The sequence below is a fragment of the Alteromonas sp. OM2203 genome (genome assembly GCF_048517045.1).
GTDB classification, from domain to species: Bacteria; Pseudomonadota; Gammaproteobacteria; order Enterobacterales; family Alteromonadaceae; genus Alteromonas; species Alteromonas gracilis.
Map to the genome: position 1 here is coordinate 3706222 of NZ_CP183209.1, position 25340 is coordinate 3731561.

Annotated in this window: 26 protein-coding genes; 8 read left to right on the plus strand and 18 right to left on the minus strand. The window is 41.8% G+C overall.

The window, feature by feature from the left end; all coding sequences use genetic code 11:
- Positions 1-173 precede the first annotated feature (173 nt).
- The 6 genes from ACM0P2_RS16310 to ACM0P2_RS16335 all read right to left on the minus strand — a co-directional run bounded on the left by ACM0P2_RS16310 (position 174) and on the right by ACM0P2_RS16335 (position 8332).
- On the minus strand, positions 174-1064 hold the full coding sequence (locus ACM0P2_RS16310; protein ID WP_419226818.1) for a hypothetical protein: 891 nt from the start codon (positions 1062-1064) through the stop codon (positions 174-176).
- Positions 1057-2517: a restriction endonuclease subunit S gene (locus tag ACM0P2_RS16315; protein WP_419226819.1), complete on the minus strand. Its 1461-nt coding sequence runs from the start codon at positions 2515-2517 to the stop codon at positions 1057-1059. The genes ACM0P2_RS16310 and ACM0P2_RS16315 overlap by 8 nt, the downstream gene beginning before the upstream one ends.
- The gene (locus ACM0P2_RS16320) at positions 2514-4022 is read right to left on the minus strand and encodes an N-6 DNA methylase (protein ID WP_419226820.1); all 1509 of its coding nucleotides are present in this window, start codon (positions 4020-4022) and stop codon (positions 2514-2516) included. Before ACM0P2_RS16320 ends, ACM0P2_RS16315 begins: the two co-directional genes overlap by 4 nt.
- Before the next feature lie 38 nt (positions 4023-4060).
- On the minus strand, positions 4061-7513 hold the full coding sequence (gene hsdR / locus ACM0P2_RS16325) for a type I restriction-modification system endonuclease (protein ID WP_419226821.1): 3453 nt from the start codon (positions 7511-7513) through the stop codon (positions 4061-4063).
- A gap of 201 nt (positions 7514-7714) precedes the next feature.
- Entirely contained in the window at positions 7715-7954 is a 240-nt protein-coding gene (locus ACM0P2_RS16330) for a hypothetical protein (RefSeq protein WP_419226822.1), read from the minus strand.
- Between the two features lie 126 nt (positions 7955-8080).
- A complete protein-coding gene (locus ACM0P2_RS16335) occupies positions 8081-8332 on the minus strand; it encodes a hypothetical protein (RefSeq protein ID WP_419226823.1) in 252 nt (83 codons plus the stop codon).
- Positions 8333-9342: 1010 nt separating this feature from the next.
- Here ACM0P2_RS16335 and ACM0P2_RS16340 point away from each other — a divergent pair.
- Complete coding sequence (locus tag ACM0P2_RS16340; protein ID WP_419226824.1) at positions 9343-10425, plus strand: hypothetical protein; 1083 nt, start codon at positions 9343-9345, stop codon at positions 10423-10425.
- Positions 10426-11108: 683 nt separating this feature from the next.
- Here ACM0P2_RS16340 and ACM0P2_RS16345 read toward each other — a convergent pair.
- Together ACM0P2_RS16345 and ACM0P2_RS16350 are read right to left on the minus strand one after the other, a co-directional pair.
- The gene (locus ACM0P2_RS16345) at positions 11109-11636 is read right to left on the minus strand and encodes a hypothetical protein (protein WP_419226825.1); all 528 of its coding nucleotides are present in this window, start codon (positions 11634-11636) and stop codon (positions 11109-11111) included.
- Between the two features lie 15 nt (positions 11637-11651).
- Positions 11652-11846: a hypothetical protein gene (locus tag ACM0P2_RS16350; RefSeq protein ID WP_419226826.1), complete on the minus strand. Its 195-nt coding sequence runs from the start codon at positions 11844-11846 to the stop codon at positions 11652-11654.
- A gap of 150 nt (positions 11847-11996) precedes the next feature.
- Between ACM0P2_RS16350 and tnpA (ACM0P2_RS16355) the strand changes: the two genes are divergently transcribed.
- The 3 genes from tnpA (ACM0P2_RS16355) to tnpC (ACM0P2_RS16365) all read left to right on the plus strand — a co-directional run bounded on the left by tnpA (ACM0P2_RS16355) (position 11997) and on the right by tnpC (ACM0P2_RS16365) (position 14253).
- Positions 11997-12317 (plus strand): IS66 family insertion sequence element accessory protein TnpA, encoded by a 321-nt coding sequence (gene tnpA / locus ACM0P2_RS16355; protein ID WP_159120620.1) that lies wholly within the window; start codon positions 11997-11999, stop codon positions 12315-12317.
- Positions 12314-12664: an IS66 family insertion sequence element accessory protein TnpB gene (gene tnpB, locus ACM0P2_RS16360; protein WP_008305429.1), complete on the plus strand. Its 351-nt coding sequence runs from the start codon at positions 12314-12316 to the stop codon at positions 12662-12664. Before tnpA (ACM0P2_RS16355) ends, tnpB (ACM0P2_RS16360) begins: the two co-directional genes overlap by 4 nt.
- A gap of 86 nt (positions 12665-12750) precedes the next feature.
- A complete protein-coding gene (gene tnpC / locus ACM0P2_RS16365; RefSeq protein WP_419226713.1) occupies positions 12751-14253 on the plus strand; it encodes an IS66 family transposase in 1503 nt (500 codons plus the stop codon).
- A 321-nt stretch (positions 14254-14574) separates the two neighbouring features.
- Here tnpC (ACM0P2_RS16365) and ACM0P2_RS16370 read toward each other — a convergent pair whose 3' ends face one another.
- From ACM0P2_RS16370 to ACM0P2_RS16395, 6 genes are all read right to left on the minus strand, one after another.
- On the minus strand, positions 14575-15678 hold the full coding sequence (locus ACM0P2_RS16370; protein WP_419226827.1) for an LPO_1073/Vpar_1526 family protein: 1104 nt from the start codon (positions 15676-15678) through the stop codon (positions 14575-14577).
- The gene (locus ACM0P2_RS16375; protein WP_419226828.1) at positions 15671-15856 is read right to left on the minus strand and encodes a hypothetical protein; all 186 of its coding nucleotides are present in this window, start codon (positions 15854-15856) and stop codon (positions 15671-15673) included. Before ACM0P2_RS16375 ends, ACM0P2_RS16370 begins: the two co-directional genes overlap by 8 nt.
- Positions 15857-16286: 430 nt before the next feature.
- Positions 16287-16916: a hypothetical protein gene (locus ACM0P2_RS16380; protein WP_419226829.1), complete on the minus strand. Its 630-nt coding sequence runs from the start codon at positions 16914-16916 to the stop codon at positions 16287-16289.
- Between the two features lie 36 nt (positions 16917-16952).
- A complete protein-coding gene (locus ACM0P2_RS16385; protein WP_419226830.1) occupies positions 16953-17318 on the minus strand; it encodes a hypothetical protein in 366 nt (121 codons plus the stop codon).
- Between the two features lie 133 nt (positions 17319-17451).
- Positions 17452-18153 (minus strand): hypothetical protein, encoded by a 702-nt coding sequence (locus ACM0P2_RS16390; RefSeq protein ID WP_419226831.1) that lies wholly within the window; start codon positions 18151-18153, stop codon positions 17452-17454.
- Between the two features lie 476 nt (positions 18154-18629).
- Positions 18630-18893: a hypothetical protein gene (locus ACM0P2_RS16395; protein ID WP_419226832.1), complete on the minus strand. Its 264-nt coding sequence runs from the start codon at positions 18891-18893 to the stop codon at positions 18630-18632.
- A 180-nt stretch (positions 18894-19073) separates the two neighbouring features.
- Here ACM0P2_RS16395 and ACM0P2_RS16400 point away from each other — a divergent pair, with 180 nt between their 5' ends.
- From ACM0P2_RS16400 to ACM0P2_RS16410, 3 genes are all read left to right on the plus strand, one after another.
- The gene (locus ACM0P2_RS16400; protein ID WP_419226833.1) at positions 19074-19382 is read left to right on the plus strand and encodes a hypothetical protein; all 309 of its coding nucleotides are present in this window, start codon (positions 19074-19076) and stop codon (positions 19380-19382) included.
- A 397-nt stretch (positions 19383-19779) separates the two neighbouring features.
- Positions 19780-20016, plus strand: a complete 237-nt coding sequence (locus ACM0P2_RS16405) for a hypothetical protein (protein WP_419226834.1) — start codon at positions 19780-19782, stop codon at positions 20014-20016.
- Positions 20006-20200 (plus strand): hypothetical protein, encoded by a 195-nt coding sequence (locus ACM0P2_RS16410; protein ID WP_419226835.1) that lies wholly within the window; start codon positions 20006-20008, stop codon positions 20198-20200. The genes ACM0P2_RS16405 and ACM0P2_RS16410 overlap by 11 nt, the downstream gene beginning before the upstream one ends.
- On the opposite strand, the gene tnpC (ACM0P2_RS16415) is transcribed toward ACM0P2_RS16410, so the two are convergent.
- The 3 genes from tnpC (ACM0P2_RS16415) to tnpA (ACM0P2_RS16425) all read right to left on the minus strand — a co-directional run bounded on the left by tnpC (ACM0P2_RS16415) (position 20190) and on the right by tnpA (ACM0P2_RS16425) (position 22446).
- Positions 20190-21692 carry an IS66 family transposase gene (gene tnpC / locus ACM0P2_RS16415; RefSeq protein WP_419226713.1) on the minus strand — a complete coding sequence of 501 codons (1503 nt, stop codon included), beginning with the start codon at positions 21690-21692 and terminating at the stop codon, positions 20190-20192. The genes ACM0P2_RS16410 and tnpC (ACM0P2_RS16415) overlap by 11 nt on opposite strands.
- 86 nt (positions 21693-21778) lie before the next feature.
- Positions 21779-22129: an IS66 family insertion sequence element accessory protein TnpB gene (gene tnpB, locus ACM0P2_RS16420; protein ID WP_008305429.1), complete on the minus strand. Its 351-nt coding sequence runs from the start codon at positions 22127-22129 to the stop codon at positions 21779-21781.
- Complete coding sequence (tnpA, locus tag ACM0P2_RS16425) at positions 22126-22446, minus strand: IS66 family insertion sequence element accessory protein TnpA (protein WP_159120620.1); 321 nt, start codon at positions 22444-22446, stop codon at positions 22126-22128. The genes tnpB (ACM0P2_RS16420) and tnpA (ACM0P2_RS16425) overlap by 4 nt, the downstream gene beginning before the upstream one ends.
- Before the next feature lie 164 nt (positions 22447-22610).
- Between tnpA (ACM0P2_RS16425) and ACM0P2_RS16430 the strand changes: the two genes are divergently transcribed.
- Complete coding sequence (locus ACM0P2_RS16430; RefSeq protein ID WP_419226836.1) at positions 22611-22886, plus strand: pyocin activator PrtN family protein; 276 nt, start codon at positions 22611-22613, stop codon at positions 22884-22886.
- Positions 22887-23491: 605 nt separating this feature from the next.
- Here the strand turns inward: ACM0P2_RS16430 and ACM0P2_RS16435 are convergent.
- The gene (locus tag ACM0P2_RS16435) at positions 23492-24265 is read right to left on the minus strand and encodes a hypothetical protein (protein WP_419226837.1); all 774 of its coding nucleotides are present in this window, start codon (positions 24263-24265) and stop codon (positions 23492-23494) included.
- Between the last annotated feature and the right edge of the window lie 1075 nt (positions 24266-25340).

Consider the following 25340-nt stretch of genomic DNA (forward strand, 5'->3'; position numbering starts at 1 on the left):
GTGGGTGCATCAAAATGAGACTCATTGAAGACTATCGGGAAAATACATCAGCGACCTTTAATCGATATGCCTGAGTCTGAACTTGCTTCTTAAACTCTAACTACCTATTTACAGATTTCAATCAATCTCAAAAAGCGGCAACTCATGCTGGACGGGTTGTTTTTCATCTGCCATTACCGAGCATCCAGTTCAGTCAAAACAAACCATAGGGAATTGAGAGCAAGATTGGCGTCTTCTTCGTCTATTGGTCTGGTACTGTGTTTATGGCTTTCATTTGGTTTGCCACGCGAGTGCAGTACGCGAACAATATCAGCATTTTTAGAAATTAAATCCTGACCATCACGTTTTGGGTCTCTTACTTTATTGCGTTCAAGGTATTTACTAATTCCTTGGCCTAAATCTAACGTTAAATTATCAGCTAAATCACCAAAGATTATACTTAGCGCATCTCGGCACCTATCTACGGTATCTTTTGGAGATAGTTTATTGGCGCTGACTTCGACTTGCTCCAGAGCACGCTTTAACTCTTTTCTCGCAGGCGCAGAGTATTTATTGAAGTTAACGTCTGGTACAACGCCTAAGCTTCTGACTGCTTTAAGCGTTAGCAACAACGCTCCATCGTATTGTTTTTCAATCGAAAGAATACTCCAGATACTATGATGTGGTGCCTCACCAATTGTGACATTTGGAAACTTTGAAAGCCCTCTTAACTCGTTCAGTGGTGAACGCTGATAGGTAATGAGTTCGGTTTCTTGCGCAGCGCCGCTTGCCCAACCAACTAACTTTAAGTCTTTTCTGAAAGGGTCATGTACCCGCCAGACCTTTGGCTGCGTTTCGGTGGACAGCTTTACCACTCGGCCACGACGAATTTTAGTAATAGGGTCGAAGCTGTCTTCTCGAAACAGTAAAGGCGCAAAACCGTCAACACTGTGAGTTGGTGCATCTACACTTAGCTCGTGAAAGGTTATCGGGAACAGGTGTGAGCGACTTTCAATCGGTATGCCTGAACCCGAACTTCCTTCATAAACTCTGCCTGTCTGTTTACAAATTCCAAGTTCACGCATTAAGCGTCTCAACTGAGTTTTCTATTGCTTCGATATGTGAATCGACTGAACTTGGTAATAGCTCGCCTTTAAATGCTTTCATTAGTATCGACTGAGTTAATTTGTCCAACCGGATTTTGGCCGAGTTGTATTGAATTTCTACAGTATTAGCGTGTTCGAAAAATTTATGGATTTTGCTCACTATTTCCTGTTGTTCTTCGAGTGGTGGTAGAGGTATTTTGAAGTCTTTCATTTTCCCTATTCCTAAATCAGGTACTCCTACACTCTGAACACCATGTAAAGCTTGATTTAAAATGGACTCACAATTCATTACCCATATCAAATATGTACTATCAACTACTTCTCTGTAAGGATTTACAACAGCCATTGCATGACTGATACCATAATCATGCGTTTTAGGTAATAAAACTGATTTGCCAATTGTACCTATTCGAGTAAATGCAAATGTTCCAGACTTTATTTCATAACGTGTTCTTTGTTTCTCAACCTCTTCTAAAGTTATCTTTTTTCCTTTTTCAAAATTCAACTTATCTATCGCTAGAATATTTTCACTTGAAATAAAAGGAATGCCGTCAGCTACATATTTAGGCATTCTATGCGAAGGGTTGGGATCGATAACTTCAGCAATATTCTGCAAAGATAGTTGAACCCAATTCTTATCGATTAAGAGTTGAGGCTCTACTTTTGGAAACTTACTCAGCCATGTCTTTGTTTTAGGGTGCTTACCCTTCCGCAAAAATTCTTTTTCTCGCTCGACTAACCAATTTTGATAGATAGTCTCTTTTAGCTTTTCAAGATTCCACTGACAGGTTGTGTTTTGCTTGCGCCAATCCTTCGTCAACTCCCCAGAAGTAGCAGCAGCAAGCACAGAATGGCGGAAGCGTTTTAAAATAGCGGGGATTTTGTCGAGGCGGGCTTGAGCGGCTTCGACTTTCGCGAGCACGCTATCGAGTTTGTCTGCGATGCGTTTTTGTTCATCAATACTAGGGTAAATAAAAGGAAGCTTTCTAGCTTTTGCGCTCGATAATTCCTTAAACGTTGTGCCCGTACCCCAACTCTCTGCTAAATCACGAATGCTCTTTAGATAATAATATGCATAAGAAGGCTCTACTTCGTCAGTGAATACGAAACTTTTAAACCCTTGATTTGTTGCAATTTCATTCTCAGCAATCGCTACATAACCAATTGGCGCTCTACTACTAAACAGAATACTGCCCTCAGGCATTAGTTTCGCAGAACTCTCTTTTAAACCTTTGTCAGTAATATTTCGTTTACCGTGGCTAATCATTTTTTGCTTGTAACCACTAAGGTCAGCAGGAGTTAACCAGGCATGACCACCGTCGCTTGGCTTGCAAAAATTTTCGGAAATAGAAGCTTTAGGAGTTCCTCCCGAAACGACTTTGGAGACGTCACCAATTTCGACTTGTTTCCACCCCTTAGGCAACTCACTCATAGCACAACCTCTTCCGAAGTCTCTGCTACGTCTAACTCTACAAGAATCGACTGCAAATCAGTAATCGCACCAGCTAGCTCTTCAATGGCTTCGTTAATAAGCACATCTGGTTCAGGCAGTTTAGAAGCGTCTTCAACGCTATCATCACGAATCCAAGCCAAATCCAATGAGTCTTCTTTTGCTGCAATTTCTTCACGAGTGAATTTGCGCAGGCGACAGGTATCGACATTGCCAACATCACTGCCGTTTTGATGATTGTCAATAAAGGCTTGTCGTTGAGCTTCATCAACTTGAGTAACGTCGCTGCCTACTGCCTCGTAGAATTCATCGAAATGTGCTTTGGTTAACACGGTACGTTTGCCGAATTGCGGCATGTTAGCTCGCATGTCGTAAACCCACACGTTTTTAGTGTTACCTGTGTCTTGATTCACATCTTTTGGCTTATCGAAAAACAGCACATTTGTTTTTACGCCCGCCGCATAGAAAATACCTGTCGGTAAACGAAGAATGGTATGCAGGTTACACTTTTCCATCAAATCGTTACGTATCTTGCGGCCTGTCGAGCCTTCGAACAATACGTTATCAGGTAGCACTACTGCTACTCGCCCACCAGGCTTTAACATGGTTTGGTACATGGCATGAAGAAAGGCTAACTGCTTATTACTGGTGTAATGTACTAAGTCATCACGGGTAGGCACGCCCCCACCCTGTTTCGTACCAAAAGGTGGATTAGCAAGAATTAGCGAGGCTTTGGGTAAGGCTTTACCTTCGTTTGACAAGGTGTCGCCATACAGTACACCTGCGTTGTCATCATCAATCGCTAAGTCGTGCAGCATTAGGTTCATCATTGCCAAGCGGCGTGTATCTGGTACTAATTCCATACCGAAGAAGGTTTTGTGCTGATACTTGTCGTATGCAGTTTCCGAAAGGCTTGAGATGTCGTTGTGTTCTTCCAAATACTTATGCGCAGCGATGATAAACCCGCCTGTGCCAGCTGTTGGATCTACCACAACGTCATCTAGCGTTGGGCGCATTAACTCTACCATGGCATCAATAAGCACCCTTGGCGTGAAGTATTGGCCTGCGCCCGACTTCTTCTCACTCGCATTGATTTCCAGCAAGCCTTCGTACATGTCGCCCAAGCCTTCTACTTTGGCTGAGTACCAGTCTAGCTTGTCGATTTCAGTTACCAGCTTATTCAATGTTGCAGGTTTACGTATACATGTTGCTGCATCAGCAAAAATCGCTTTTGTAATTAACGAGCCATGTGAACCAAGGTGAATAAGTAGCTTTTTATATTCTTCTAAACGTGTCGCTGCGTTGAAGTTTTCAATATCGCTCCAGCGATAATTTTCAGGAATGAGATGATCCTGTCCTGTCTCTTCAACCATTTTCAGGAAAATTAGGTAAGTTAGTTCGTTCAGGTACTCGTGGTAAGTTACGCCGTCATCGCGCAATACGTGACAAAGGTTCCATAACTTGCCGATTAAATCTTGTGTACTCATACTACTGTCTCTTATTTGTTTCGTTGCACAGCCTGAAATCAGGCTGTTGCTTTATCATCTGTGTAGCCGCCATCATCATCGTTTACCCACAATGCACGATTAAACTGGGCGAGGATGTCGGTGATAGGCTGGTCGAAGAGTTTGTTGGCGCGATTGATGCCACCAAGCCTTTGTTTAAAAATACCTTCATTCAAGTTGGCTTCATCAACGATAATGTTAGCTTTCATTTGTTTGGCAATGGTGCTTAACCAGTCCCGCTGCGGTGTTTTCCACGGCTGGCTTGCAAGTATTCTATCTAATGCTCTATCTACTCGTTCTTCGTATGGGATAAGGGCTTCACCTATAGCGGCTTGGCGAATGTAACCAATAATTCTGGCAGCGATATCTTCGTTTCGTACTTCTTTCCATGCCGCCTTAAGATCTTCTTCTCTAAACTCGTTTTTTTCAAGTTCTAACGCTAATTGTTTCAAGCTTTCACGGGTTAATTCCCACGGACGTTGAATGACTGTTTGAATTGCAACCATTCTATTACTGTTAGCATTCACAAAGTCGTTGAAGGAAGTTAGATAGTCCGCTGGCTTCTGGCCGCTGCCATAGCCTGTTGATGTATCTAGCACCTCGTCTTCATGCTCAGATACCACGATACGATTAAACCCACCCGTGCCCTTTACTTTCATATCGAGCAGCTCGCCTAAGCCTGGATTATTTAAAAACCAGTCTGCTACTTCCTGCACAGGCTTTGCTTTTAATTCTTGCGCAAACTCCTGAGGCGGCTTTCCAACAATACACTCGAATTCGCTTTGCTGAGTTTCAGTAAGGTAGCGCTTCTTACTTTGAAGCTTACTCAAAAATTGGTCTCTCGCGAGTTCCTGAAGCTTGCTGTCTTTACCCTCTTTAATCTCGCTTTCTAGCTTGCTAAAGGTAATGTCTACGTTCGTGACCACGGGCTTCATGGTGTTCACTTTTTCGAGCTGTTTGTAAATGTCTACAGCATCGTAAATACGAAACCGTTCTTTAGCGATGTCGTCACAGCGACGTGTAGCACGGCCTAACATCTGTTCGTAAAGAATACGACTGTTCACGCGGCGCATGAATACTAGGTTGCAAATGGAGGGCACGTCCACGCCAGTGGTCAGCAGGTCTACCGTCACTACTATATTGGGAAGACGGTCGTTCTTATAACGTCTAATAAGCTGGAGCGGCTTATCAGATGCACCCGTTATTTTCATAACAGCGTCATCGTCAACGGCCCCGTGATAATGCTCACACGCGTCCTTAAGCGCCTCCACCATCTCATCAGCGTGTTTGTCGGTTACACAAAAGATGAGTGTTTTCTCTTGAGAGTATGGGTCAATTGAATCACTTTCTATCAACCACTTCGCTATCGCTTTGGTAAACTCTGGTGCTATTACTTTTCTGTTGAACTGCGCAACATCAAAATCGAGTTCATCGGGTGTGTGAATGAGTTCAAGTTGATTGGTTTGTGGGTCATAAACCTGTACTTCTTCATTCACATTGTAATGAATACCATCGGTGTTGAGTTTGGTATGGATTCTTACAGGGGGTAGATGATCAACCAGATAGCCATCAATAACTGCCTCTGTATAGCTGTAAGAGTATACTGGGTCGCCAAAGATATCGGTGGTATGTATGGCTGGCGTTGCCGTTAACCCAATTTTGAATGCATCGAAGTAGTCTATTACGGCGCGATATTTCGAAACATAATCTTGCTGATCTCTAAACTTTACCTCGGTTTCACTTAGCTCTCGGTCTAACAAGTAACCACGGTGACACTCATCCACAACAATGCAGTCATACTGCCCTACTCCTGGCTTAGTCGCATCCTCTGACGGGTACATAATACGCTTAACCAAACCTTGCACCGTAGCTACGTGTACTTTTGTGTCGTCATCGGGCGTGGGTTTCGGATTTTTTTCTGGCTCCATTCCTAGCACGTCAAAGGTATCTGCGAACGTATTGAGATTTTCCATACGCACTTCACCAAAATCGACAGTGGCCTGAACACCTAGCGCACTGCGATCTACCAGAAACAGGATTCGGCGAAAACGTTCAGCTTTTAGAAGACGGTACACCAGCGCGATACAGGTTTTTGTTTTACCTGTTCCGGTTGCCATTGCTACAAGCGCACGCTCTTTTTCATCTTTAATGGCTTGCTCAACGCTGAGAATGGCCTGCTTCTGATAGTCACGTAACTGAAGTTCGTACTCGAAACCCATGTCATCTAGTTGTGAGTTGGCTTTTTGAGGTGTTTGGCGCAAATATGTTTTGATTTCTTGAGGGGAGTACCAACCTTTCAATGCTTTGCGGCGATTAGTGGTATCACGAACGTCTAAGAACCATATCCCGCTTTCTTGCTCCAATTGTTTTAAATACGCGCGGCCATTGGTTGCGAAAGTAAGCGGTACTTTGAATTCACCGTATTCTGTTACTTCAACATCGTCAGCTAACGATGAAATACCTTTCGCATAACGTTTGGCTTGGTCGATAGCTCCATATACATTCTTGGCATTTTTCTTTGCTTCGACAACAGCCACTAGCGTTGTGCCGATAAAGAGTGCGTAATCCGCTGGCCCAGAATCTGTGGGCCACTCTGCAATAGCACGGTTTTTATTGGGTTCTGGGCGAGCGCCTTTGGAAAATCGTAAGTTCTCCGTATCAGCTTCCCAACCTGCATCAATAAGTTGCTGGTCAATGATGACACGGGTCTCCGCCTCATCCATTTCAAAGTGAGACTTTTCAATGCGCTGAAGCTCAGCGGCTTGCTGTTCTTTTGGTTGCGCTTTGAAATGGTCAAAGTTGACTTTGTTTTCACGCTCAACTTCAGCGCGATAATTGGCAAGCGCTTCTTCTTGCTCATGCGCCAATTGTTCCCATATCTCACGCTCTTCAGCCATCCGCTCTGCACGAAGGCGTTCAGCCTCAGCTTTTTCATGCTCAATTTGACTAAGCTTTTCAGCAACTTTTATACGGTCTGATGTGCGTTGAGATTCGGTCTTGAGTTGTTCTAATTGCTCTTCTATTTCTCTAACGTAAGCGGAGGGATCTTCAGGTTTCACAAACTTGGAAATTTTAAAGCCTTTGGCCTTGTCTCCCCCAAATGTGCTGTGAAACCACATGGAAAGCGCATGGCCCACCATCATCGATTTTAGGGCGTCGCGGTGACTGCTACTATCAAACTCGTGAGTTGCTGTATTCCCTAACTTTCTTAAAGTATGAAAAGCGTCTCGAACGTTGTCATCCAGTCTGAGGGAATAGTCAATATCGCGGAGTAAATCGACTTGCTTCACATCGTTGCCATACTCAACGCCGACTCGTGCAGCAATATTTTGAGCAATGGCCTCGCCAAGTTGGCGCATTTTGATAAGTGTTGTATTTGGGTCGGAGGAAAAATTACGTTCGGCACTAGCCGCAAGATTATAAAACCAAGCTCCATGCGGTTTTAGAAATTCGAAATTACTTGTGAACACCATACAACGTTCCCTGTTTAACAAGTCTACTGCCCAAACTATATACTAAAGTAGAGAATGTATTAAGGGTTATCTGGCTGACTACGGCGACTTACTTTTGTGAGGTGTTTTAAACGTTAATTTTTTCTTTTTGAGAGATCTTCATTTGCATTGAAATACTAGCCTTAGCGTAATAAAAAACGCCCTCTCGGGCGTTAAACTGCGTTAGCTAAGCATTCTGTTTGGGTCCCTCAGGAGGTAGATTTTTATAGCTGTCGAGGACAAAAATGCCGCCAAGCCCGTCCACAATATAAAACCAGGTCCTACCGTTATTGCTTTGTTTAATTCAATTTCAAAAATAGTATTCAGTACAAATACAATCACAGCACAATAAGCAAATGCCCTTAAGAGTTCCATTACCGCCTGTGCGACAATATCAATCACTGCACGTTTTGATGATCTCATCAGATTTTCCTTTTTTGTCTTAATTCATATTACATAGGCGCTTCAAACGGGGATTTCGGCCATCCTTGGCCGAGAGGACATAAACTTTTTTGTCAGAACACTTAGATCGTCGCTACTTTTAAATTGCTAGTAGAACTCAAAAAGAGCATAACTCAGTAATCTTTTACCTGAAGGCTCATTTAAGCCGAGTTCTTGCTGCTTAAAGTACCTTTTTGCCCCCAAATAAAGCTTCCAAAATACACCCATGTTGATAAGTGCAAAAATACATGCAAGCTCAAGTAAATCTATGCTCACGTAGTACAAAAATATCGGCATACACACTGCTGTAACTGCACTCAAAACAGCCAGCACACACTTCATTGCCTTTGACTCATCCATATGAATTCTGCACACAATATTTATTGAATAAATACATTAATGATTGAGTTTTCATAAGCAACTATTTTTTAATAAGAGTCAGCTGACTGCATTGAAATGAAGTGAAATTTTGCTACAAAAAGAGCACTTCTTACGAAGTGCTCTTTTCTCTTTTGTAAAAATCCAAAAGACGTCAATATGCTGTTGCAGAACGAAACTAGCAAGGAATGGTTTTGCAATCAGTACCTCTACATCTGCCTAGAGGCATCTCTCTCGCTACGTTAACAAAGCCAGACTTTTATTTACGCAGCTCTCGATTTTTTGAGAGACCTGACGGAACAGCAGTTACCTAGTGTTCTACCTTTATATATGCACCTGCCATGCAAAAATTTCTCACACTTGCTTTAGATAATGTTCGATTCATCGAATTAATTGATGCTCGAGACACTTGGGTGTTATCTACTCACAATAAACGCAAAGTCTGGTGCCTTGACTTTAAAAGTAAGAATTTTCGCGAAGCAGTACCTACGTATAACGTGAGCATTTATTATCTAACATCGACCGGCTTTTTTGTCTTTAAACTGAGGCGCGTTCAGCGACAAAGTTGGGGGAGCCGCAATTTTTTCGCACGCCCCAGCGTTAAGAAGTTGCCCCAGCAACGTAAACATTGTGGGGGCTAGCCCCCGCCCGAGGATGCGCAGCGATTCCGAGCAACCTCGACTTGAAAGATGAATTGTCAGTTCGTGCGAAGAGGTGCAACCTCGCCCCGTACAACGCCAATTCACTGAAAGTGGTGGTTGCTCGGAGTCGCGCATGCGACGTAGGGCGGCTTTTCGTGTGCTTTTAGAATGTAGCTGCGTCCAGCAGCGGAGAGCTAAAAGCCCGAAAACCAAAGATATTGCAGGGCGTCCAGCCCGAAGATATCGCGCTCTTGTCTGGCTACACCCTCGCTTATATGAGGGTGTAGCCAGAGTTTGCACATCAAAGGCCTAGTTATTTTTCAGTCGACAAATAACTAGGAAAGTAAAAATATGCAAAACCGCAAAAAGTTAAGTGGAGCAGCAGTGAAACAAATCTTCTTAGGTGAAGAAAATGAAATAAATATTCTTTTCGCACTGGGGAAATTTGGGTGGCTTAGCCAAAGCCAGCTTGCCATGTATTGCGAAATCAGCGTTCAAACAATACGACATGTACTCAGGCGTATGGTGGCAGACAAACTTATTTGGATAGAAACTTATAGTGGCTCTCCTGGCGTAAAAGCTTTCGCACTCTCACGCCGAGGGGCCTCATTGCTTAAGAATGATAAAAGAAGTGTCTTATTAGAAAAAGTCTCGACTTTTTATAAATCCAGCGGCTTCTTAAGTAACTTCGAACATCAGTACCATCGTCACTTAGCCAACGAATTTCTTATCGCCTTGCAATCGGAACAAATCGAATTTGGTAATCACATAATCAACTGTATTAAATCCGAGCATGAGATTCAGGCAGTCAAAAATACTGCCAACACTATTTTTCAGTGCGTCCCAGATATTTTAGCTATAACGACTGATATGACGCTACTCATCATCGAAGTTGAGAATTCAAGTAGGGGCATATCACAACACGCAGGTAGCTTGACGCACTGGTTAGAGGTTTTTGCGGAAAAATATCAAAAAGAAGATTGTTATTCAGACTCCCTTAGAGGCTTGTTTCGAGAGTTACTAAATGTAGATGAAACCGGTAGCATCGTATATCCAGACTTCGAAAATGTAGAGCAAATCTTTGTTTGTCGCTCCGAAGCTATCTTTAGAAATATTTGGCGCAAAGTGGAGAGGATAACAACGGCCTCACCTAATTGCCGCGAGAATATTAGTTATTTTGTCATGTCGGAGAAGCCACAATGGCACAATATATTCGAAGGTATTGAACCACGATTTCATGACGAGCTTGAGACGAGGGAACTTGTCGAGCAAGGGGGCGAACGATATAAGTACACACTTGATAAGCGTATTCAAATAGTTAAACAACTAAACACCCTTAGTATTTCTCGTTCACAACTAGCAAAACGACATAACATAAGTGTAAGCACGCTTGACCGCTGGAGAAGAGAATTGCATGTAGCAGAGCATATTTGAATAATTCGATAAACAGGCTTAAAACCTCACCGAAAAGTCAGCTAAGAACGAAAGTAAACATGTTTTTTCTATCCTCTAGAAACAGAGGTTTGTTTCTAGAGGATACGAGCGCTTTTATGAAATATAAAAAATAAGCCGTTAGGCATACAAAATTAATAGAAAACTTTGCAAGTGCGAAATTTTCATTAAGCTATAATAGAAGGAATAATGAGCAGAAAGCGTGATGAGCGAAATTCAAATACTCGGAATTTGTGTCGCCATTGGCGGTATAGCAGTTTTAGGCTTATTGATTAATCATCTAAAAAAGAAGTAATCTGATTTATGTCAAATTTTATAGACTCAATCGTGACGCTGTTGCCGATGGCAATCATCTTCGGTGTTATCATTGCGGTCGCTGTTTACATCATCAAACATCCTGAGAAACTTTGAAAAAGGTGCGATTCATGCCAGCAGAAGTTATTTTTTTATTGCCGCTCGCGATCATGATTTTTGGCTCGATTTACATCGCTAAAAATCACGCTAAAAAATAGTTCAGGCTTCAATAGCCGCTTAACGAACTTATCAGCGCCACTGCGTAAAGGACACCTGTAGACAAGGAGCTGTCATCCATAACTGCTATAACCTCCATCTGGCACACAGCGGTGTGTATGCTGTGTGCCGCAGGTTTGTAGTTGATTAGTTTGCTAGGCAATTGGACACTCACTGATTTTACGAGCAAAGTAATATTGTCTTGCTCTAGATACTGACTCTTTATTTACTTCTGCTAATTGCTGTCGGGTAATTATCTGATCATCTTGACCAGCCCAAAACTTTTTCTTTGGTGAGATAGGAATAAAAGCAAAATCTCCATAGCCATCTGCGACAATAAACTCTCCATCCGGAGCTTCGATTACCCCCCACTTAAAATGGCTGCAAGTATCCCAATCTCGGTCAAGGAAAGTTTGTATTTGAATGCTTGTAGTAAAACGCGAAGGCACAATTCCGCCTTCACGAATAAATCCTATCCCCTTGCTCTCTAGTATTTCTTCTTGTTCTTTGGTTAAACCTGAGCCATATATTCCATTAAGCACTGAATCAGCAGGACTACTTAAATGATACTCGTGCCTGAGTCTCCATAGAAACCAGTATTTAGATATCGCCTCATGGTTTCTCTTGGAAAATGCTTTAACACAGTCAATCTCTTTGTGGAATGCATTTTCGATTCGTACCATATACCCTGTTTCCGCCTACTGATCCCACGTTCGTTTAGTGCAGAAAATTTTTGCGCGTTTATGCCTTCGAACTATCTCACCAGATGAAAGCTCCATCACTTCTACTTTTTTATCGAAGTCATAGAACAACGAAATAGCGTGCGCTGTATGAAAATGCTGTTCAATCGCTAACTGTCGAGGATTCTTTTTAATAGTGGGTTCGTAGAGCATATCTTTCCTTGAGCCTAATCGTTCATTACGATTATTCCATTTTCACTTAGTGACTAAATGAATATAATTAGTCGTGTCCGTCCGGTAATCCCCACATTCAATTCATAAATTAGCTACGGCATGGTGTTCGCTTTGCAAAGGAGAATGACCATGCAGCAATATCAACGAAGAGAAGTGCAAGATTGGCTCAATTTATTTGAGCAACAAAAACAAAGCGGACTCACCGCAGTGGAGTTTTGTCGTCAGCAGCAGATTAACGTTCAAACTTATTATACCCGACGTCGCGATATTCGGCTTCAACGAACAAGTAGCAAGTTTGTTCAGGTGAACCGTGAAGTCACGAAGGTTGAATCCTACACCGAAGCAATGGGTGGCGAACTTCTCTTGCAACTTGGAAATGCCCAACTTACCGTGCCAACCAATATTAACCCTCACTGGGTTGCTACTGTGATGAAGGCATTGGCCGAATGAAGATGTTCGTAGAGCCTGCCGACATTTACCTGTACATGGATATCGTCGACTTCCGCAAATCGATTAATGGCTTAATTGTCGTGGTTGAGCAGGATATGAAACTGAATCCGTTTCGCGATGCGCTGTTCGTCTTCTGCAACAAAAAGCGCGATAAGGTCAAAATACTCTATTGGGATAAAACGGGCTTCGCACTCTGGTATAAACGCCTCGAAAAACATCGCTTTAAATGGCCTGTCGATGCGAACTTAAAACAGATGCATATGAGTGAACAGCAACTACAGTGGCTGTTATCGGGCTACGATGTCATAGGGCATCAGCCGTTGCACTACAACGCATCCGGCTTATAACCTGTGATCATAAGTAGCGATTAACGATCACGAAATAGTCTTAATAATGTAAGGTAATCAGCAGCTTAATACGGGATAATAGCGGTATGAACGAGAAAGAATACCAATCCCGCATCGCTGAACTTGAAGCGCTTCTTGAAGAGAAGCGCGCGCGGATTGCCTATTTAGAAGAACAGTTCCGTGTTGCCCAGCACAAGCAGTTCGGAAAAAGCACCGAAGGTCACCCTGGGCAAGGTGAGTTGTTCAATGAAGCGGAAGAATTAGTTGTTGAGGCTGAAACTGAAACAGCTGAAGAAGCGATTAGCTACACTCGTAAAAAGCCCACACGTAAATCGCTACCTAAAGACCTGCCTCGTGAAGTTATCGTTCACGATATTAGCGACGAAGAAAAAACCTGTGACTGCTGTTCGGGCGAATTACACCGCATTGGTGAAGATAAGGCAGAGACGCTTCAGTTTATCCCTGCTCAGGTAAAAGTGATTGAGCATGTTCGCCCTAAATATGCGTGCCGTACCTGTGAAAAGGGCGGTATCAGCAACACGATTAAACAAGCGCCCGTACCTCACAGCGTTATCCCAAAAGGTTATGCGACGCCAAGCTTATTAAGTCAAATCATTACCAGCAAATATCAGTATGGCTTACCGCTGTATCGACAAGAAGCGATGTTCAAACAGCATGGTATCGAATTAAATCGTAAGACGATGGCGGACTGGATAATCCGCTGTGCTGCGTTGTTTAAACCGCTTTACGAGCAGCTTCGTCAACACCTGTTAAAGCAAGCTGTTATCGCGGCGGATGAAACCACGCTGAAGGTGGTTGAATCTGATAAAGCGACTAGCTATATGTGGCTGTACGCCTGTGGTGCTGACTCACCTGGCGGAAATATACCTGGTACAGAGACACCCAATATCGTGCTGTACGACTATCACAATAGTCGCGCAGGGCAATGCGCGGTAAACTTCTTGAAAGGCTATAACGGCTACTTACAAGTGGATGGCTATCAAGGCTATGAGCAAACGCAAGCGACACTCATTGGCTGTTGGGCACATGCACGTCGTAAGTTCATGGAAGCCAAAAAAGGCGCAGGTAAAAAAGGCAGTGGCAAAGCAGACTGGGCACTCAATCACATCCAAAAGCTCTACCGCATCGAAACACAGTTAAAAGATAAAACAGTGGAAGAGCGCTATCTCATCAGACAAGAAAAAAGTCTGCCACTACTCAATCAGTTCCATACATGGCTCACAAAGTCAGTGCAACAGGTGTTACCGAAAACCAAATTAGGTGAAGCGATACAATACTGCTTGAACCAATGGGAAAAGCTTGTACGTTATACACTCGATGGGCTACTCAGTATTGATAATAATCGTGCTGAGCGCGCAATTAAACCGTTCGTCATCGGCCGGAAAAACTGGCTGTTTAGCCAAACTGCCACAGGCGCAAACGCCAGCGCAGTGCTCTACAGCATGATCGAAACTGCTAAAGCCAACGACCTCAATGTGTTCGAATATATGATGACTTGCCTTGACGAACTCAGCTTCCCCAACGTCGATATTGAGCAACTGCTACCATGGCAGTTTGCTAAGCGCTAGGTGGTATTGCCGGACGGATACAATTAGTCCACCTAGTATCAGAACAGAAAAACCAATCCATTTAGCAAATTTTTAAGATTTAGATATTTTGACTCATCCCCACCAGCAATGAGGCCTCTCATCTGTTTTACCGCGATAAGGTAGCCAAGAATGACGAAGGACAATGGATACGCAAAGACTACTATAACTAGTCCGAAAAAATAATCCGGCCATATAATCTTTGTGGTAGCTAACGCCCCAGCAGGGGCCGAAAAACTAGGGCAAAGCGGCGTTTGTTTGGTCCCTTTGGCCGTCTTTGTTATACATTTAAGCTTAAAGCACCTAATCCATCTGTGGTAGCCTTTCATCACACCTCTGCGCATTAGAGTGAGCCAAAACTTTTCCTGCGGCTGTAATTGTTAAGATAATTGGAATAGTATCCCACCAATCTTTAAGAGCCTTAAGACTTGGCCTTTTATCCCATTCTTCTATGAATGAATTAATATTGTTCTGCTTTAATCCGCCATCTTGAGAATAGAGGTCGTAGATATTGTTTATCGCTGTTTTTTGGGCCTCTGTTAGCTTTACCGGTACAACGACCAAGGTCCCACCTTTGAGTACCTGTTGCTGCAATGAAATAAAATCGATCTGTGCTCTATTAGGGACAGGGATTCTTACATAGTCAGTGTTTAGACTATGTTCAATTAGCAATCCTCTAGGTAAATTGTTGTGGTCTAGTATTTCTAAGGCTTTAGTATAATTTTCGGAGGCTTTTTCTATACCTACATCGATATAACCAGGAAGAATCTCGGGATAATATTGTTGTACTTTTTTTAAACTACCAAACGAGTTTAAGCGAACTGCATTCAAAATGTCCAAGTGGTCTAGCCACTCATGGCCTGAAGGTAAATCTTCGTAGATAACCTTTTCAAATAGATCATTCAAAACATCTAAGCCCTGGTTAATATCACCGGTAACGGGCAGAAAGCTATTAACAGCATGTGCGACGGTTAATCCTAATAAAGCCTCATCAGAAACCTTATCAACAATATCTACCGCGAGACTAATACCTGCTCTTGCAATGCGATTGTCACCCTTCTTAAATCGGTGAATAAGCAGTTCAGATAACAAGTCATAGTCAGCTGCCCTTTCTGTGGATGCAGCTGCTTTTTGTGCGTCAACCAGCAACAATTGAAAGCTTGGATCGCCAAAAGCCTCCAGAGCGCCTTCAACCCTCTCCATTTTTGGCATTAGACTATTCTCAAACTCGGAGACCCTGGCGTTTGCTATTTCCAGTGCTTCCTGAGTATATTCCTGCCTTAAATGAAGGTTCATTTCTTGAAATACTTCACGTGCACGTTTTTCATCAATTCCTATGTGCACGACCATTTGACCAGCTTGCAAATTTGTAGACTGATCTCCACCTTTTTGGCTTTGCTTATCCATCATCCTTGCTATTACCCATTTTAAAATCCCCACCAACCTGTATGTTCGTGGAACTATCTCCACCCTTTTGGCTTTGTTTATTTTTTCTAGAAGAAATAAACCAGCCTACAATCGCAAGAGGTAGCGCAATGGCAACACCACTAAAAAGCCAATCTTTATTCTCTGCTAACCATTCCATATCTATATTATCTGCCTATATATGTGCCAACAGTTGTTTGCTATGTGACATTACCATTTATTTGCGCGTCTCTATGAGCAAACGAATTATCTTGGCTAACATATCCCAAAGACAAACGGCTATTAGAGCCACACGTGCGATAAAACCATAACCACCAGACCGACGTCCATCAAACCATAACTCAAAGTTTTCGAACTTACTTATCATCCAGTACCAAAGTTAAGCGCCGACGATGATTCCGCTCAATTGTAAAAGAAAGTGCTTTGTCAAATATTTCTTTGGCTGCTTAGAAGCCACTAGGTCAACTGATAAGTTTGGCACCTAACTTTCGCATAAACGGCACAAACACAGCAATATAATCGCGAAGCGGCGCTGTGTTTGTGTCCGCAGCACGCCGCGCGCGTTTAATGCGCTTGTTATGTTTCATTTTTTAACCACCTGTGGCCGAAGAGTTCAAAAATGTTATAACCATAGCTATCCCAAAAGTGATAAATGTCGCTAATATTCCCCACTTACTATATTTTTGCGACTTAACCTTTTCTTCTTCCAGTAGTTTTGCTCTAGATTTGATTGATTTAGATATAATTTGCAGTGGTGCTAATATGGCAGCCTTATTACCTGCATCAGTGACTGTATATATTAACTCAAGTTGACTTCTTTCTGGATCTGGAACACCTTCAAAAGGAGCCACTTTTTCTTCTTCCTCAATCTTCGATTTAATTTCTTTAAGTAGTTCGTTTATCTTCTCCAGATTCACTTCTCTTTCTTTAGAGTTAAAAGTATATTGTGACAATTTAGCTTTTGTTTTTTGTAGCGCTAGTTCAACTTTCTTAAAATCTGATAGTAATATGAGCTTGGTTTCGTAGAGTGACTCTGCTATATCAATTACGTCATCGAGATTTCTAATGGCATCGTTTCTAGATGAATTAAAGACTAGTTCACATAATTTTTCATGGGTTTGCTTCTCTTCTTTACGCCGCTTGTAATCAAACCAGAATGCAAATGCCAAAAAGAGAATAAATATAGTCGCTGCAATAAATAGAATTTCAATATCTTCCATAAAATTTTCTTTACTTAGGTTGTTTGAAGATTTGTTTCATTTCTTAAATGCCTTTGTTAGCGATATTGGCACCTTAAATTGAAGCCGAGAAATAGATTGACTACTTTGTGAGGATTTACCATGCGAACCTAAAGCAAACATACCTGCAACCACACCAATAGTTCCTTTTGTCTCAGTACCATCGTTGACAGTAACGGCTACATCAAAGTTTATAGTGCTCACGAGGTTATTTTTTTGGTCCCAGCCTAAAGCGAGGTTGGTGCCGCCACTCTGTGAGCCAGAAAAGACATTGTAAAGTGCAGGGTTAATAGTTGTGTCAGAATCTTCCAAACGTTTCTGAGCATCTTCGATGCCGTCAACTATCTCAGTAATACTTTGTGAAACGAAATCTTTTAATTCCAAATTTTCCTCCTTGAAACATAACGGCCAAATAAGGGGCACAGACACGTTGGCGAAAATGACGAAGCCGCCTGAGTATTTGTGTCCCAGTGCGCCCTAGCGTACGACTTAATTTGTTTGTTAGCACCCAAATCACCTAGATTCTGCAAAACTTAGGCACTTTCATATATGGGTAGTCTTTTGTCGTATCGTCAAGATTTTGCATTAACTCACCAACAACTAAATGAGACTGCCAAATAGTTTGCCATAGGGCAACTTTGGCTCCCTGCTCTGAGACCAAATATTCAAGAGTCCTTAGTTTTTCTCTCTCTTTTACCTGACCATGAAAAAAATAAGCATTGAACCAAATATCGATAACTTGCTCAGGCGAAAAAGATGTTCGGCTTTTAATAAATGCAAATTTCAGCAAGAATTCTTTATAAAAAGACCTCTTAAGATGATAGCGATGATACAAAGTAAACAAATCTGAATTACTAGAAACTGACAACGATTTAGCAATTTTAAAGAAGTTTGCTTTTTCCTTTAACAAATAAACATGTCGATACTTTGAATAGAAAGTCGTTAACAATGATTCATTAGGTAACGTACCTGAAATAGTAGGTCGTTCTGGATCTGAGCGGCAGACTGAATACTCGAACATGCCCCATTTCGTATTTCTCGCAAAGCTACACAAGTCTAACGCTCGAAATTTAAACTCTTCTATTTCTTCAAATAGTGATTCATTCCGCGAGTTTGATAGTTTAACTAGTTCGAATTCCATTTTCATACCAGGTGCTAACAGTTTAATACGGCGCAATTTGCGCGTTTTTCTGCCGACTAATCGCTCATTTTTCTTCATACTGCCACGATTATCAAGTTTGTGAAAGCCAGCGCAGTCAATGGCTGCAATAAAATAAATCTAATTAGCTCCAGGACGCAAACACGCGATTGGGTCGTTTTCTTGAATATAGGGGAAAGACTTCTATAGCTTTATAGTTACACAAAGAAGTTGGTATCAAATCCAACTTGTTACGTCGGCTTTAGGCCTGAAACCGGCCGAGAGAATACTCCATGCATATGTCTGCTGTGTCGGACTTCTTACCATAGGCAAGATGAAAGGCTTAGGTCCACTTGTGAACTTATTGCCGACATTTATGCCTTAAAGTGCTACCTTTCTCTTTATGTAAACTGCAATCACTCAAGTAAGAAGAAATATAACGCAGCTATTGTCGAGAATGCTTATCACGACAAAGTCGATCGGTAATCACATTCACTAAAATTACAGAGAGCGAACTTAACATTCGCTTTCATACCAATTCATAAACTCTATTTATCTCAGTAAAAAGAGTAGTTAGGTTTATGTAGCTTTTCGATTAACGAAACTACTGGCTCAGCTATCCAAGATTCTGGTATTTTATCTCTCGTATAAGCCACCAATAGACGCTTCTGTTCGTCAGATTTTAAACTCGCGAAATTATCGCCAGTTTCAGCTTCAAAAGATTTTAAAACGACAATTTCATATAGCGCAAACACCGCTTCTTCTAGCGGATTTTTTGTGTGCGCAAAGTCAAACGTTAGCTGTTCATTCTTTCTTTCCATAATTTTCCTTATTTGTTTTGGTTTCTCAGCTACGTAGTAACAAGCAACGGAAAATTATTCTCTGCTTTACCTACAGAGAGCATTGCACTGAAGATTCGATAGGCTAAATATTCGATGGCATTAAATTTCCCCTGCGTGGGACTAGATAACATTGAGGTCAAAAAATAGGAGATGACTGATATGTACACAGAGTATGGGCAGCACGACTGGGCGAACGAGTATATTGTTCTATTCGAATCTGAAGAGGAGCAAATTGTTCTTCATCGTAATATTTTAAGAAATGAAGAGTTTATTCTTTTGGTCGCAAGACAATCATCGGATGAAATTCCGAAAAGCGAGTATTTACTCGATTTCTGTGAGTATTCGAAGCTGCTCACACATGAGTTCAAAATTCGTTGCTTCCAAAAAAAACAAGAAAACTACAAGCTATTTCAAGCCTTTTTTGGGCAAACGATGACTGAGTTCTTCAAGAGTATTGTGTCGTTCTGACACCTTCAGCGAAACTTTTAAGCCAGCTTTATGCTGGCTTTTTTATGCCTTGGCTAGCTAGGTAAAAAGACTTACACCGCCACTAAAGCTCAAATAATCGGCAACTTTTTTTTAATTAGGGCGCAAATAAGATGTTTTTTTATTTTTTTTGAAGATCTTGTTCAACTTTCGTTAAGTTAATGAAATACGTACTAGAAAATACGCAAACAGGGTGTCTTATATAATTTTTGAAGATCTTGTCCAACTGTCGTTAAGTAAATGAAAAACATACGAGAAGACGCTCAAATATGAAAACTGATTGACGTTTTCATTTTTCTCGAAAATTTGCAATACACTGTTTTTTAGATAGAAAATATATCTAGATTTATTAAACACCCCAAATACCTAGAGAGTTTTCATGCAAAAAAGTGATGTTTTTTCTGCACTACTTTACGAATTCAAAGCACCTCACGTTCCTGCGCTAGAACTTGGGTGTCTGTTGACCGGATTAGCGGAGAGACAGTTTAAGTCAAAACTAAAAAAGAACGAATTTGACCTTAGCTTTCAAGAGCTGTTTTCTCACGACAGTGTAGATCTCGAAAAGTTGGCTGACGTTATTTTGCAAAAAAGAGGTGAGCATTTACATGGACAATAAGATATCAACAAGTCAGCTCGCGTTCGAGCTATCGGTGCAGTTTGGTACTTTGATAAACATACAAGACCTATCTCACTTCTTTGGCTTCAAGTCGAAATTAGATAAGCAATACATTAATACGCTCAAGCAAAAAGGCTTAAAAGTCTTTAAACGTATCCGTCCGGCAATACCACCTAGCGCTTAGCAAACTGCCATGGTAGCAGTTGCTCAATATCGACGTTGGGGAAGCTGAGTTCGTCAAGGCAAGTCATCATATATTCGAACACATTGAGGTCGTTGGCTTTAGCAGTTTCGATCATGCTGTAGAGCACTGCGCTGGCGTTTGCGCCTGTGGCAGTTTGGCTAAACAGCCAGTTTTTCCGGCCGATGACGAACGGTTTAATTGCGCGCTCAGCACGATTATTATCAATACTGAGTAGCCCATCGAGTGTATAACGTACAAGCTTTTCCCATTGGTTCAAGCAGTATTGTATCGCTTCACCTAATTTGGTTTTCGGTAACACCTGTTGCACTGACTTTGTGAGCCATGTATGGAACTGATTGAGTAGTGGCAGACTTTTTTCTTGTCTGATGAGATAGCGCTCTTCCACTGTTTTATCTTTTAACTGTGTTTCGATGCGGTAGAGCTTTTGGATGTGATTGAGTGCCCAGTCTGCTTTGCCACTGCCTTTTTTACCTGCGCCTTTTTTGGCTTCCATGAACTTACGACGTGCATGTGCCCAACAGCCAATGAGTGTCGCTTGCGTTTGCTCATAGCCTTGATAGCCATCCACTTGTAAGTAGCCGTTATAGCCTTTCAAGAAGTTTACCGCGCATTGCCCTGCGCGACTATTGTGATAGTCGTACAGCACGATATTGGGTGTCTCTGTACCAGGTATATTTCCGCCAGGTGAGTCAGCACCACAGGCGTACAGCCACATATAGCTAGTCGCTTTATCAGATTCAACCACCTTCAGCGTGGTTTCATCCGCCGCGATAACAGCTTGCTTTAACAGGTGTTGACGAAGCTGCTCGTAAAGCGGTTTAAACAACGCAGCACAGCGGATTATCCAGTCCGCCATCGTCTTACGATTTAATTCGATACCATGCTGTTTGAACATCGCTTCTTGTCGATACAGCGGTAAGCCATACTGATATTTGCTGGTAATGATTTGACTTAATAAGCTTGGCGTCGCATAACCTTTTGGGATAACGCTGTGAGGTACGGGCGCTTGTTTAATCGTGTTGCTGATACCGCCCTTTTCACAGGTACGGCACGCATATTTAGGGCGAACATGCTCAATCACTTTTACCTGAGCAGGGATAAACTGAAGCGTCTCTGCCTTATCTTCACCAATGCGGTGTAATTCGCCCGAACAGCAGTCACAGGTTTTTTCTTCGTCGCTAATATCGTGAACGATAACTTCACGAGGCAGGTCTTTAGGTAGCGATTTACGTGTGGGCTTTTTACGAGTGTAGCTAATCGCTTCTTCAGCTGTTTCAGTTTCAGCCTCAACAACTAATTCTTCCGCTTCATTGAACAACTCACCTTGCCCAGGGTGACCTTCGGTGCTTTTTCCGAACTGCTTGTGCTGGGCAACACGGAACTGTTCTTCTAAATAGGCAATCCGCGCGCGCTTCTCTTCAAGAAGCGCTTCAAGTTCAGCGATGCGGGATTGGTATTCTTTCTCGTTCATACCGCTATTATCCCGTATTAAGCTGCTGATTACCTTACATTATTAAGACTATTTCGTGATCGTTAATCGCTACTTATGATCACAGGTTATAAGCCGGATGCGTTGTAGTGCAACGGCTGATGCCCTATGACATCGTAGCCCGATAACAGCCACTGTAGTTGCTGTTCACTCATATGCATCTGTTTTAAGTTCGCATCGACAGGCCATTTAAAGCGATGTTTTTCGAGGCGTTTATACCAGAGTGCGAAGCCCGTTTTATCCCAATAGAGTATTTTGACCTTATCGCGCTTTTTGTTGCAGAAGACGAACAGCGCATCGCGAAACGGATTCAGTTTCATATCCTGCTCAACCACGACAATTAAGCCATTAATCGATTTGCGGAAGTCGACGATATCCATGTACAGGTAAATGTCGGCAGGCTCTACGAACATCTTCATTCGGCCAATGCCTTCATCACAGTAGCAACCCAGTGAGGGTTAATATTGGTTGGCACGGTAAGTTGGGCATTTCCAAGTTGCAAGAGAAGTTCGCCACCCATTGCTTCGGTGTAGGATTCAACCTTCGTGACTTCACGGTTCACCTGAACAAACTTGCTACTTGTTCGTTGAAGCCGAATATCGCGACGTCGGGTATAATAAGTTTGAACGTTAATCTGCTGCTGACGACAAAACTCCACTGCGGTGAGTCCGCTTTGTTTTTGTTGCTCAAATAAATTGAGCCAATCTTGCACTTCTCTTCGTTGATATTGCTGCATGGTCATTCTCCTTTGCAAAGCGAACACCATGCCGTAGCTAATTTATGAATTGAATGTGGGGATTACCGGACGGACACCTTTAAACTTGTTGACTCGAATAAAGCACCCCACCTAGTGCTGACGTACGATTTTCTAGAGTTCATTAATAGTCAGATGAATGAACAATGAAATTTCAGTACGTGAAGTCTTTATCAAATGATAAGAAGAAACAAATCCTAATAAATGCGTTGATTAAAGAATTTGGAACTTGCCTTATACCCCTTGAGGCATTATCGCTTGAGCTTTTTAGTGATAGTTGTATTGGATCCGCAGTTGGCTACACAAAAGCGCTCACAAATGAGTCTTTCATGGCTTTCACTTTCTATGACTCAGCAAGAGCACCTAAATTTGTAATGGTAAATGATCTTGCTGAGTATTTAATGGGGCCTATCCCAGAATGATAAGAAAAAGCTCAAGAATAAAAGCCGATATAAAAATCTGTTTATTCTGAAGAACTCATTTTCCCTAGCCAGCCCCGTTAATGCGGGGCCACTTCGTTCCAGAAGCTGTCATTCAAAAAGTATTAGTTAAACGAAGCTAATTTATCTTGCGGCCTTCTTGGTTAGGATAAACTAAGGAGATGAACCAAATCAACCTCGTATCAACCAGTTGAACTCTAAGTCTAACGCAGTTGTCATCCCATGGTAAGTCAATCGCACTCACTTTGGTAAGGCATCCTGACACACAATCACAGCGTATTTGAGTTAGGCGTGTACGCAGAGATTATGTTTTTTAATAGTTGGAAAAGTTAATTTCTATATAACTGGAGATCAGCAGAATTTGAGAAAACTAATAATACTATTTCTTTAGCGGCGCTACATGAATCGACCAGACTTCTCTAGACACTTAATTGCTTTATAATTATGTGTACTAAGTAGAATATATGTCTCAGCGACTAACAGAAAAATTTAAAATACAAGCCGTTAACTAGTACATTCGGCACATATGTTGTCGATAACTCACTATGTAACGCTCATCAAATTGCTGTGTATCCTGACTCGTTGGATTAACTCTTTCTTCGAACATTCATTGCGATAAATGCCAGAATGAATAAAGACAACGTAGCAGGTGCTGACACCTCAGTTGATTTATTCTGGTTATTGGTCGTACCATCAGGAACTGAGCGTGTCAGCGCGATCGCATAACCATCTTTTCGTCCTTTAAAACGCGAGGGATCTTTCGAGCGTGTATAAACGCTAGCAGGAATAATCCTTCCATTTTCAGCAAATGTATATCTTTGACCATACTTACTGCCCACCATCGCAGAATAAAAGGTCCACAATCTTGGTTCGTCGGCAATATTAAATTCAAGAGATGAAAAGAAAAAATCAGTTCTATTTAATGTGTAACGATGGCCTTCTATCTCACAAGTGTAAAGGCTACCAGGATAATCAGAGCAAGCATCATCTGCCGACGTTTTACCGAAGAGTTCGTGAAACCGAGCAACACTTTCATCGGTAACTGCGGTCAACGCAGAATTTTCATATTGCGAAATATGATTATCACGCACCCCAACCCAATCAAACTCGCCGAAAAAGTCATCGTATAACTGGTCAACTTCTTGTGCTGATGCCACAAACCACCCATCATCAGAATAGGCACTTAATGCCTGCTCTACTGACATTACATTAGTTTCAGTAAATGCAAGCCACTCAAGGCCAGAACCATCTGTAATGATATTTGTATCTAAGTCTTTTGTGTAGTTGATATATGAAGCGGAGACCATCGTGGGAATTACCGCGACAGCAATTGATAGAAAAACTAGTGGCAGCTTAAACACTTGAATTACATCCTTGTTTTAACAATTATTTAGTGCGTAGATTTGCACATGACAACGGATAAGACAATAACTTACTGAAAAATATAGCTTATCCGTTCATAAATTATTCGAAGTTAAGTGAAAAAGAAAACGGGCACAAAGTGCCCGTAAATCGTTTCGGATTATTCATCCTCCATGTAGCGTAAAAGAACAGTCGCAGACAGCGCGAAAAAAAGCGATCCTAAAACGCAAACACAGTGATAATAAAAGTAATCATTAAATTCTAAGTTAGCCTCTACAATTGATTTCCAGCGAAAAGCAACTGAAATACATTCGTGTGCCCATGGAAATAGTGTGAATGAGAGGAATATATAACCTAGTTTCATACAACTATTCGCGCATCGGATTAGCGTGTTAAACATACTTTCTTTTTTGATCTTCATAGTGTTCTCCTTTTAAGTCCTAAAATTATTTAGGCTCGTAGAGGGGAAACCATGAAACTCGAAAGTGAGCAGTGCAGATTTTGAAATATGCTTCGATGCAAACTAGCAATTGCAGTATTTCTCAGTATATTGATGTATTAGTCCTCTAACGGGAGGACCAAATAGGGGAATTGGGGTAAAGACCTTTAGATAAACGCTATATAAAACAACACTCGAGATGATTCAACCAGCCCAATCCAGCATTGGGGCAACAGAGAATTTGCGGTTGAAAGAGATGTCAGACATAGACATTAAAACCTTGATTAATATGTAAAAAAGTAAATCTCATCGCATTTTTACCGATTTCAAAATTAGTGACATTTCCGTGGTATTCCGTCGATTTTTCCCTTTCAGGAACACAATAGGAATACAAAAATATGGCGTTTTACTCAATCAACAAGCGGCTTCGCGGAGAACGAACCGTATATTCTACTTCTGTAAAACAGAAAAACAAAGGCAAGATAGTTTTCTCCAAGTCTAAAACATTCACTTCACGCACATCGGCACTGAAGTGGGCACGCGGACTGATAACGCAACTAGAAGCTGATGAGACAAGTTTAGTCGCAGGTTATAAAGAATTGTCTTTTGGTGAGTTGATTGTCGAGTATGAGAAT

What these genes read in the sequence shown, in the direction of transcription:
- ACM0P2_RS16310 (WP_419226818.1), bottom strand. Translation starts at nt 1,064, where the DNA reads ATGCGTGAACTTGGAATTTGTAAACAGACAGGCAGAGTTTATGAAGGA.
- ACM0P2_RS16315 (WP_419226819.1), bottom strand. Translation starts at nt 2,517, where the DNA reads ATGAGTGAGTTGCCTAAGGGGTGGAAACAAGTCGAAATTGGTGACGTC.
- ACM0P2_RS16320 (WP_419226820.1), bottom strand. Translation starts at nt 4,022, where the DNA reads ATGAGTACACAAGATTTAATCGGCAAGTTATGGAACCTTTGTCACGTA.
- hsdR (WP_419226821.1), bottom strand. Translation starts at nt 7,513, where the DNA reads ATGGTGTTCACAAGTAATTTCGAATTTCTAAAACCGCATGGAGCTTGG.
- ACM0P2_RS16330 (WP_419226822.1), bottom strand. Translation starts at nt 7,954, where the DNA reads ATGAGATCATCAAAACGTGCAGTGATTGATATTGTCGCACAGGCGGTA.
- ACM0P2_RS16335 (WP_419226823.1), bottom strand. Translation starts at nt 8,332, where the DNA reads ATGGATGAGTCAAAGGCAATGAAGTGTGTGCTGGCTGTTTTGAGTGCA.
- ACM0P2_RS16340 (WP_419226824.1), top strand. Translation starts at nt 9,343, where the DNA reads ATGCAAAACCGCAAAAAGTTAAGTGGAGCAGCAGTGAAACAAATCTTC.
- ACM0P2_RS16345 (WP_419226825.1), bottom strand. Translation starts at nt 11,636, where the DNA reads ATGGTACGAATCGAAAATGCATTCCACAAAGAGATTGACTGTGTTAAA.
- ACM0P2_RS16350 (WP_419226826.1), bottom strand. Translation starts at nt 11,846, where the DNA reads ATGCTCTACGAACCCACTATTAAAAAGAATCCTCGACAGTTAGCGATT.
- tnpA (WP_159120620.1), top strand. Translation starts at nt 11,997, where the DNA reads ATGCAGCAATATCAACGAAGAGAAGTGCAAGATTGGCTCAATTTATTT.
- tnpB (WP_008305429.1), top strand. Translation starts at nt 12,314, where the DNA reads ATGAAGATGTTCGTAGAGCCTGCCGACATTTACCTGTACATGGATATC.
- tnpC (WP_419226713.1), top strand. Translation starts at nt 12,751, where the DNA reads ATGAACGAGAAAGAATACCAATCCCGCATCGCTGAACTTGAAGCGCTT.
- ACM0P2_RS16370 (WP_419226827.1), bottom strand. Translation starts at nt 15,678, where the DNA reads ATGGATAAGCAAAGCCAAAAAGGTGGAGATCAGTCTACAAATTTGCAA.
- ACM0P2_RS16375 (WP_419226828.1), bottom strand. Translation starts at nt 15,856, where the DNA reads ATGGAATGGTTAGCAGAGAATAAAGATTGGCTTTTTAGTGGTGTTGCC.
- ACM0P2_RS16380 (WP_419226829.1), bottom strand. Translation starts at nt 16,916, where the DNA reads ATGGAAGATATTGAAATTCTATTTATTGCAGCGACTATATTTATTCTC.
- ACM0P2_RS16390 (WP_419226831.1), bottom strand. Translation starts at nt 18,153, where the DNA reads ATGAAGAAAAATGAGCGATTAGTCGGCAGAAAAACGCGCAAATTGCGC.
- ACM0P2_RS16395 (WP_419226832.1), bottom strand. Translation starts at nt 18,893, where the DNA reads ATGGAAAGAAAGAATGAACAGCTAACGTTTGACTTTGCGCACACAAAA.
- ACM0P2_RS16400 (WP_419226833.1), top strand. Translation starts at nt 19,074, where the DNA reads ATGTACACAGAGTATGGGCAGCACGACTGGGCGAACGAGTATATTGTT.
- ACM0P2_RS16405 (WP_419226834.1), top strand. Translation starts at nt 19,780, where the DNA reads ATGCAAAAAAGTGATGTTTTTTCTGCACTACTTTACGAATTCAAAGCA.
- ACM0P2_RS16410 (WP_419226835.1), top strand. Translation starts at nt 20,006, where the DNA reads ATGGACAATAAGATATCAACAAGTCAGCTCGCGTTCGAGCTATCGGTG.
- tnpC (WP_419226713.1), bottom strand. Translation starts at nt 21,692, where the DNA reads ATGAACGAGAAAGAATACCAATCCCGCATCGCTGAACTTGAAGCGCTT.
- tnpB (WP_008305429.1), bottom strand. Translation starts at nt 22,129, where the DNA reads ATGAAGATGTTCGTAGAGCCTGCCGACATTTACCTGTACATGGATATC.
- tnpA (WP_159120620.1), bottom strand. Translation starts at nt 22,446, where the DNA reads ATGCAGCAATATCAACGAAGAGAAGTGCAAGATTGGCTCAATTTATTT.
- ACM0P2_RS16430 (WP_419226836.1), top strand. Translation starts at nt 22,611, where the DNA reads ATGAAATTTCAGTACGTGAAGTCTTTATCAAATGATAAGAAGAAACAA.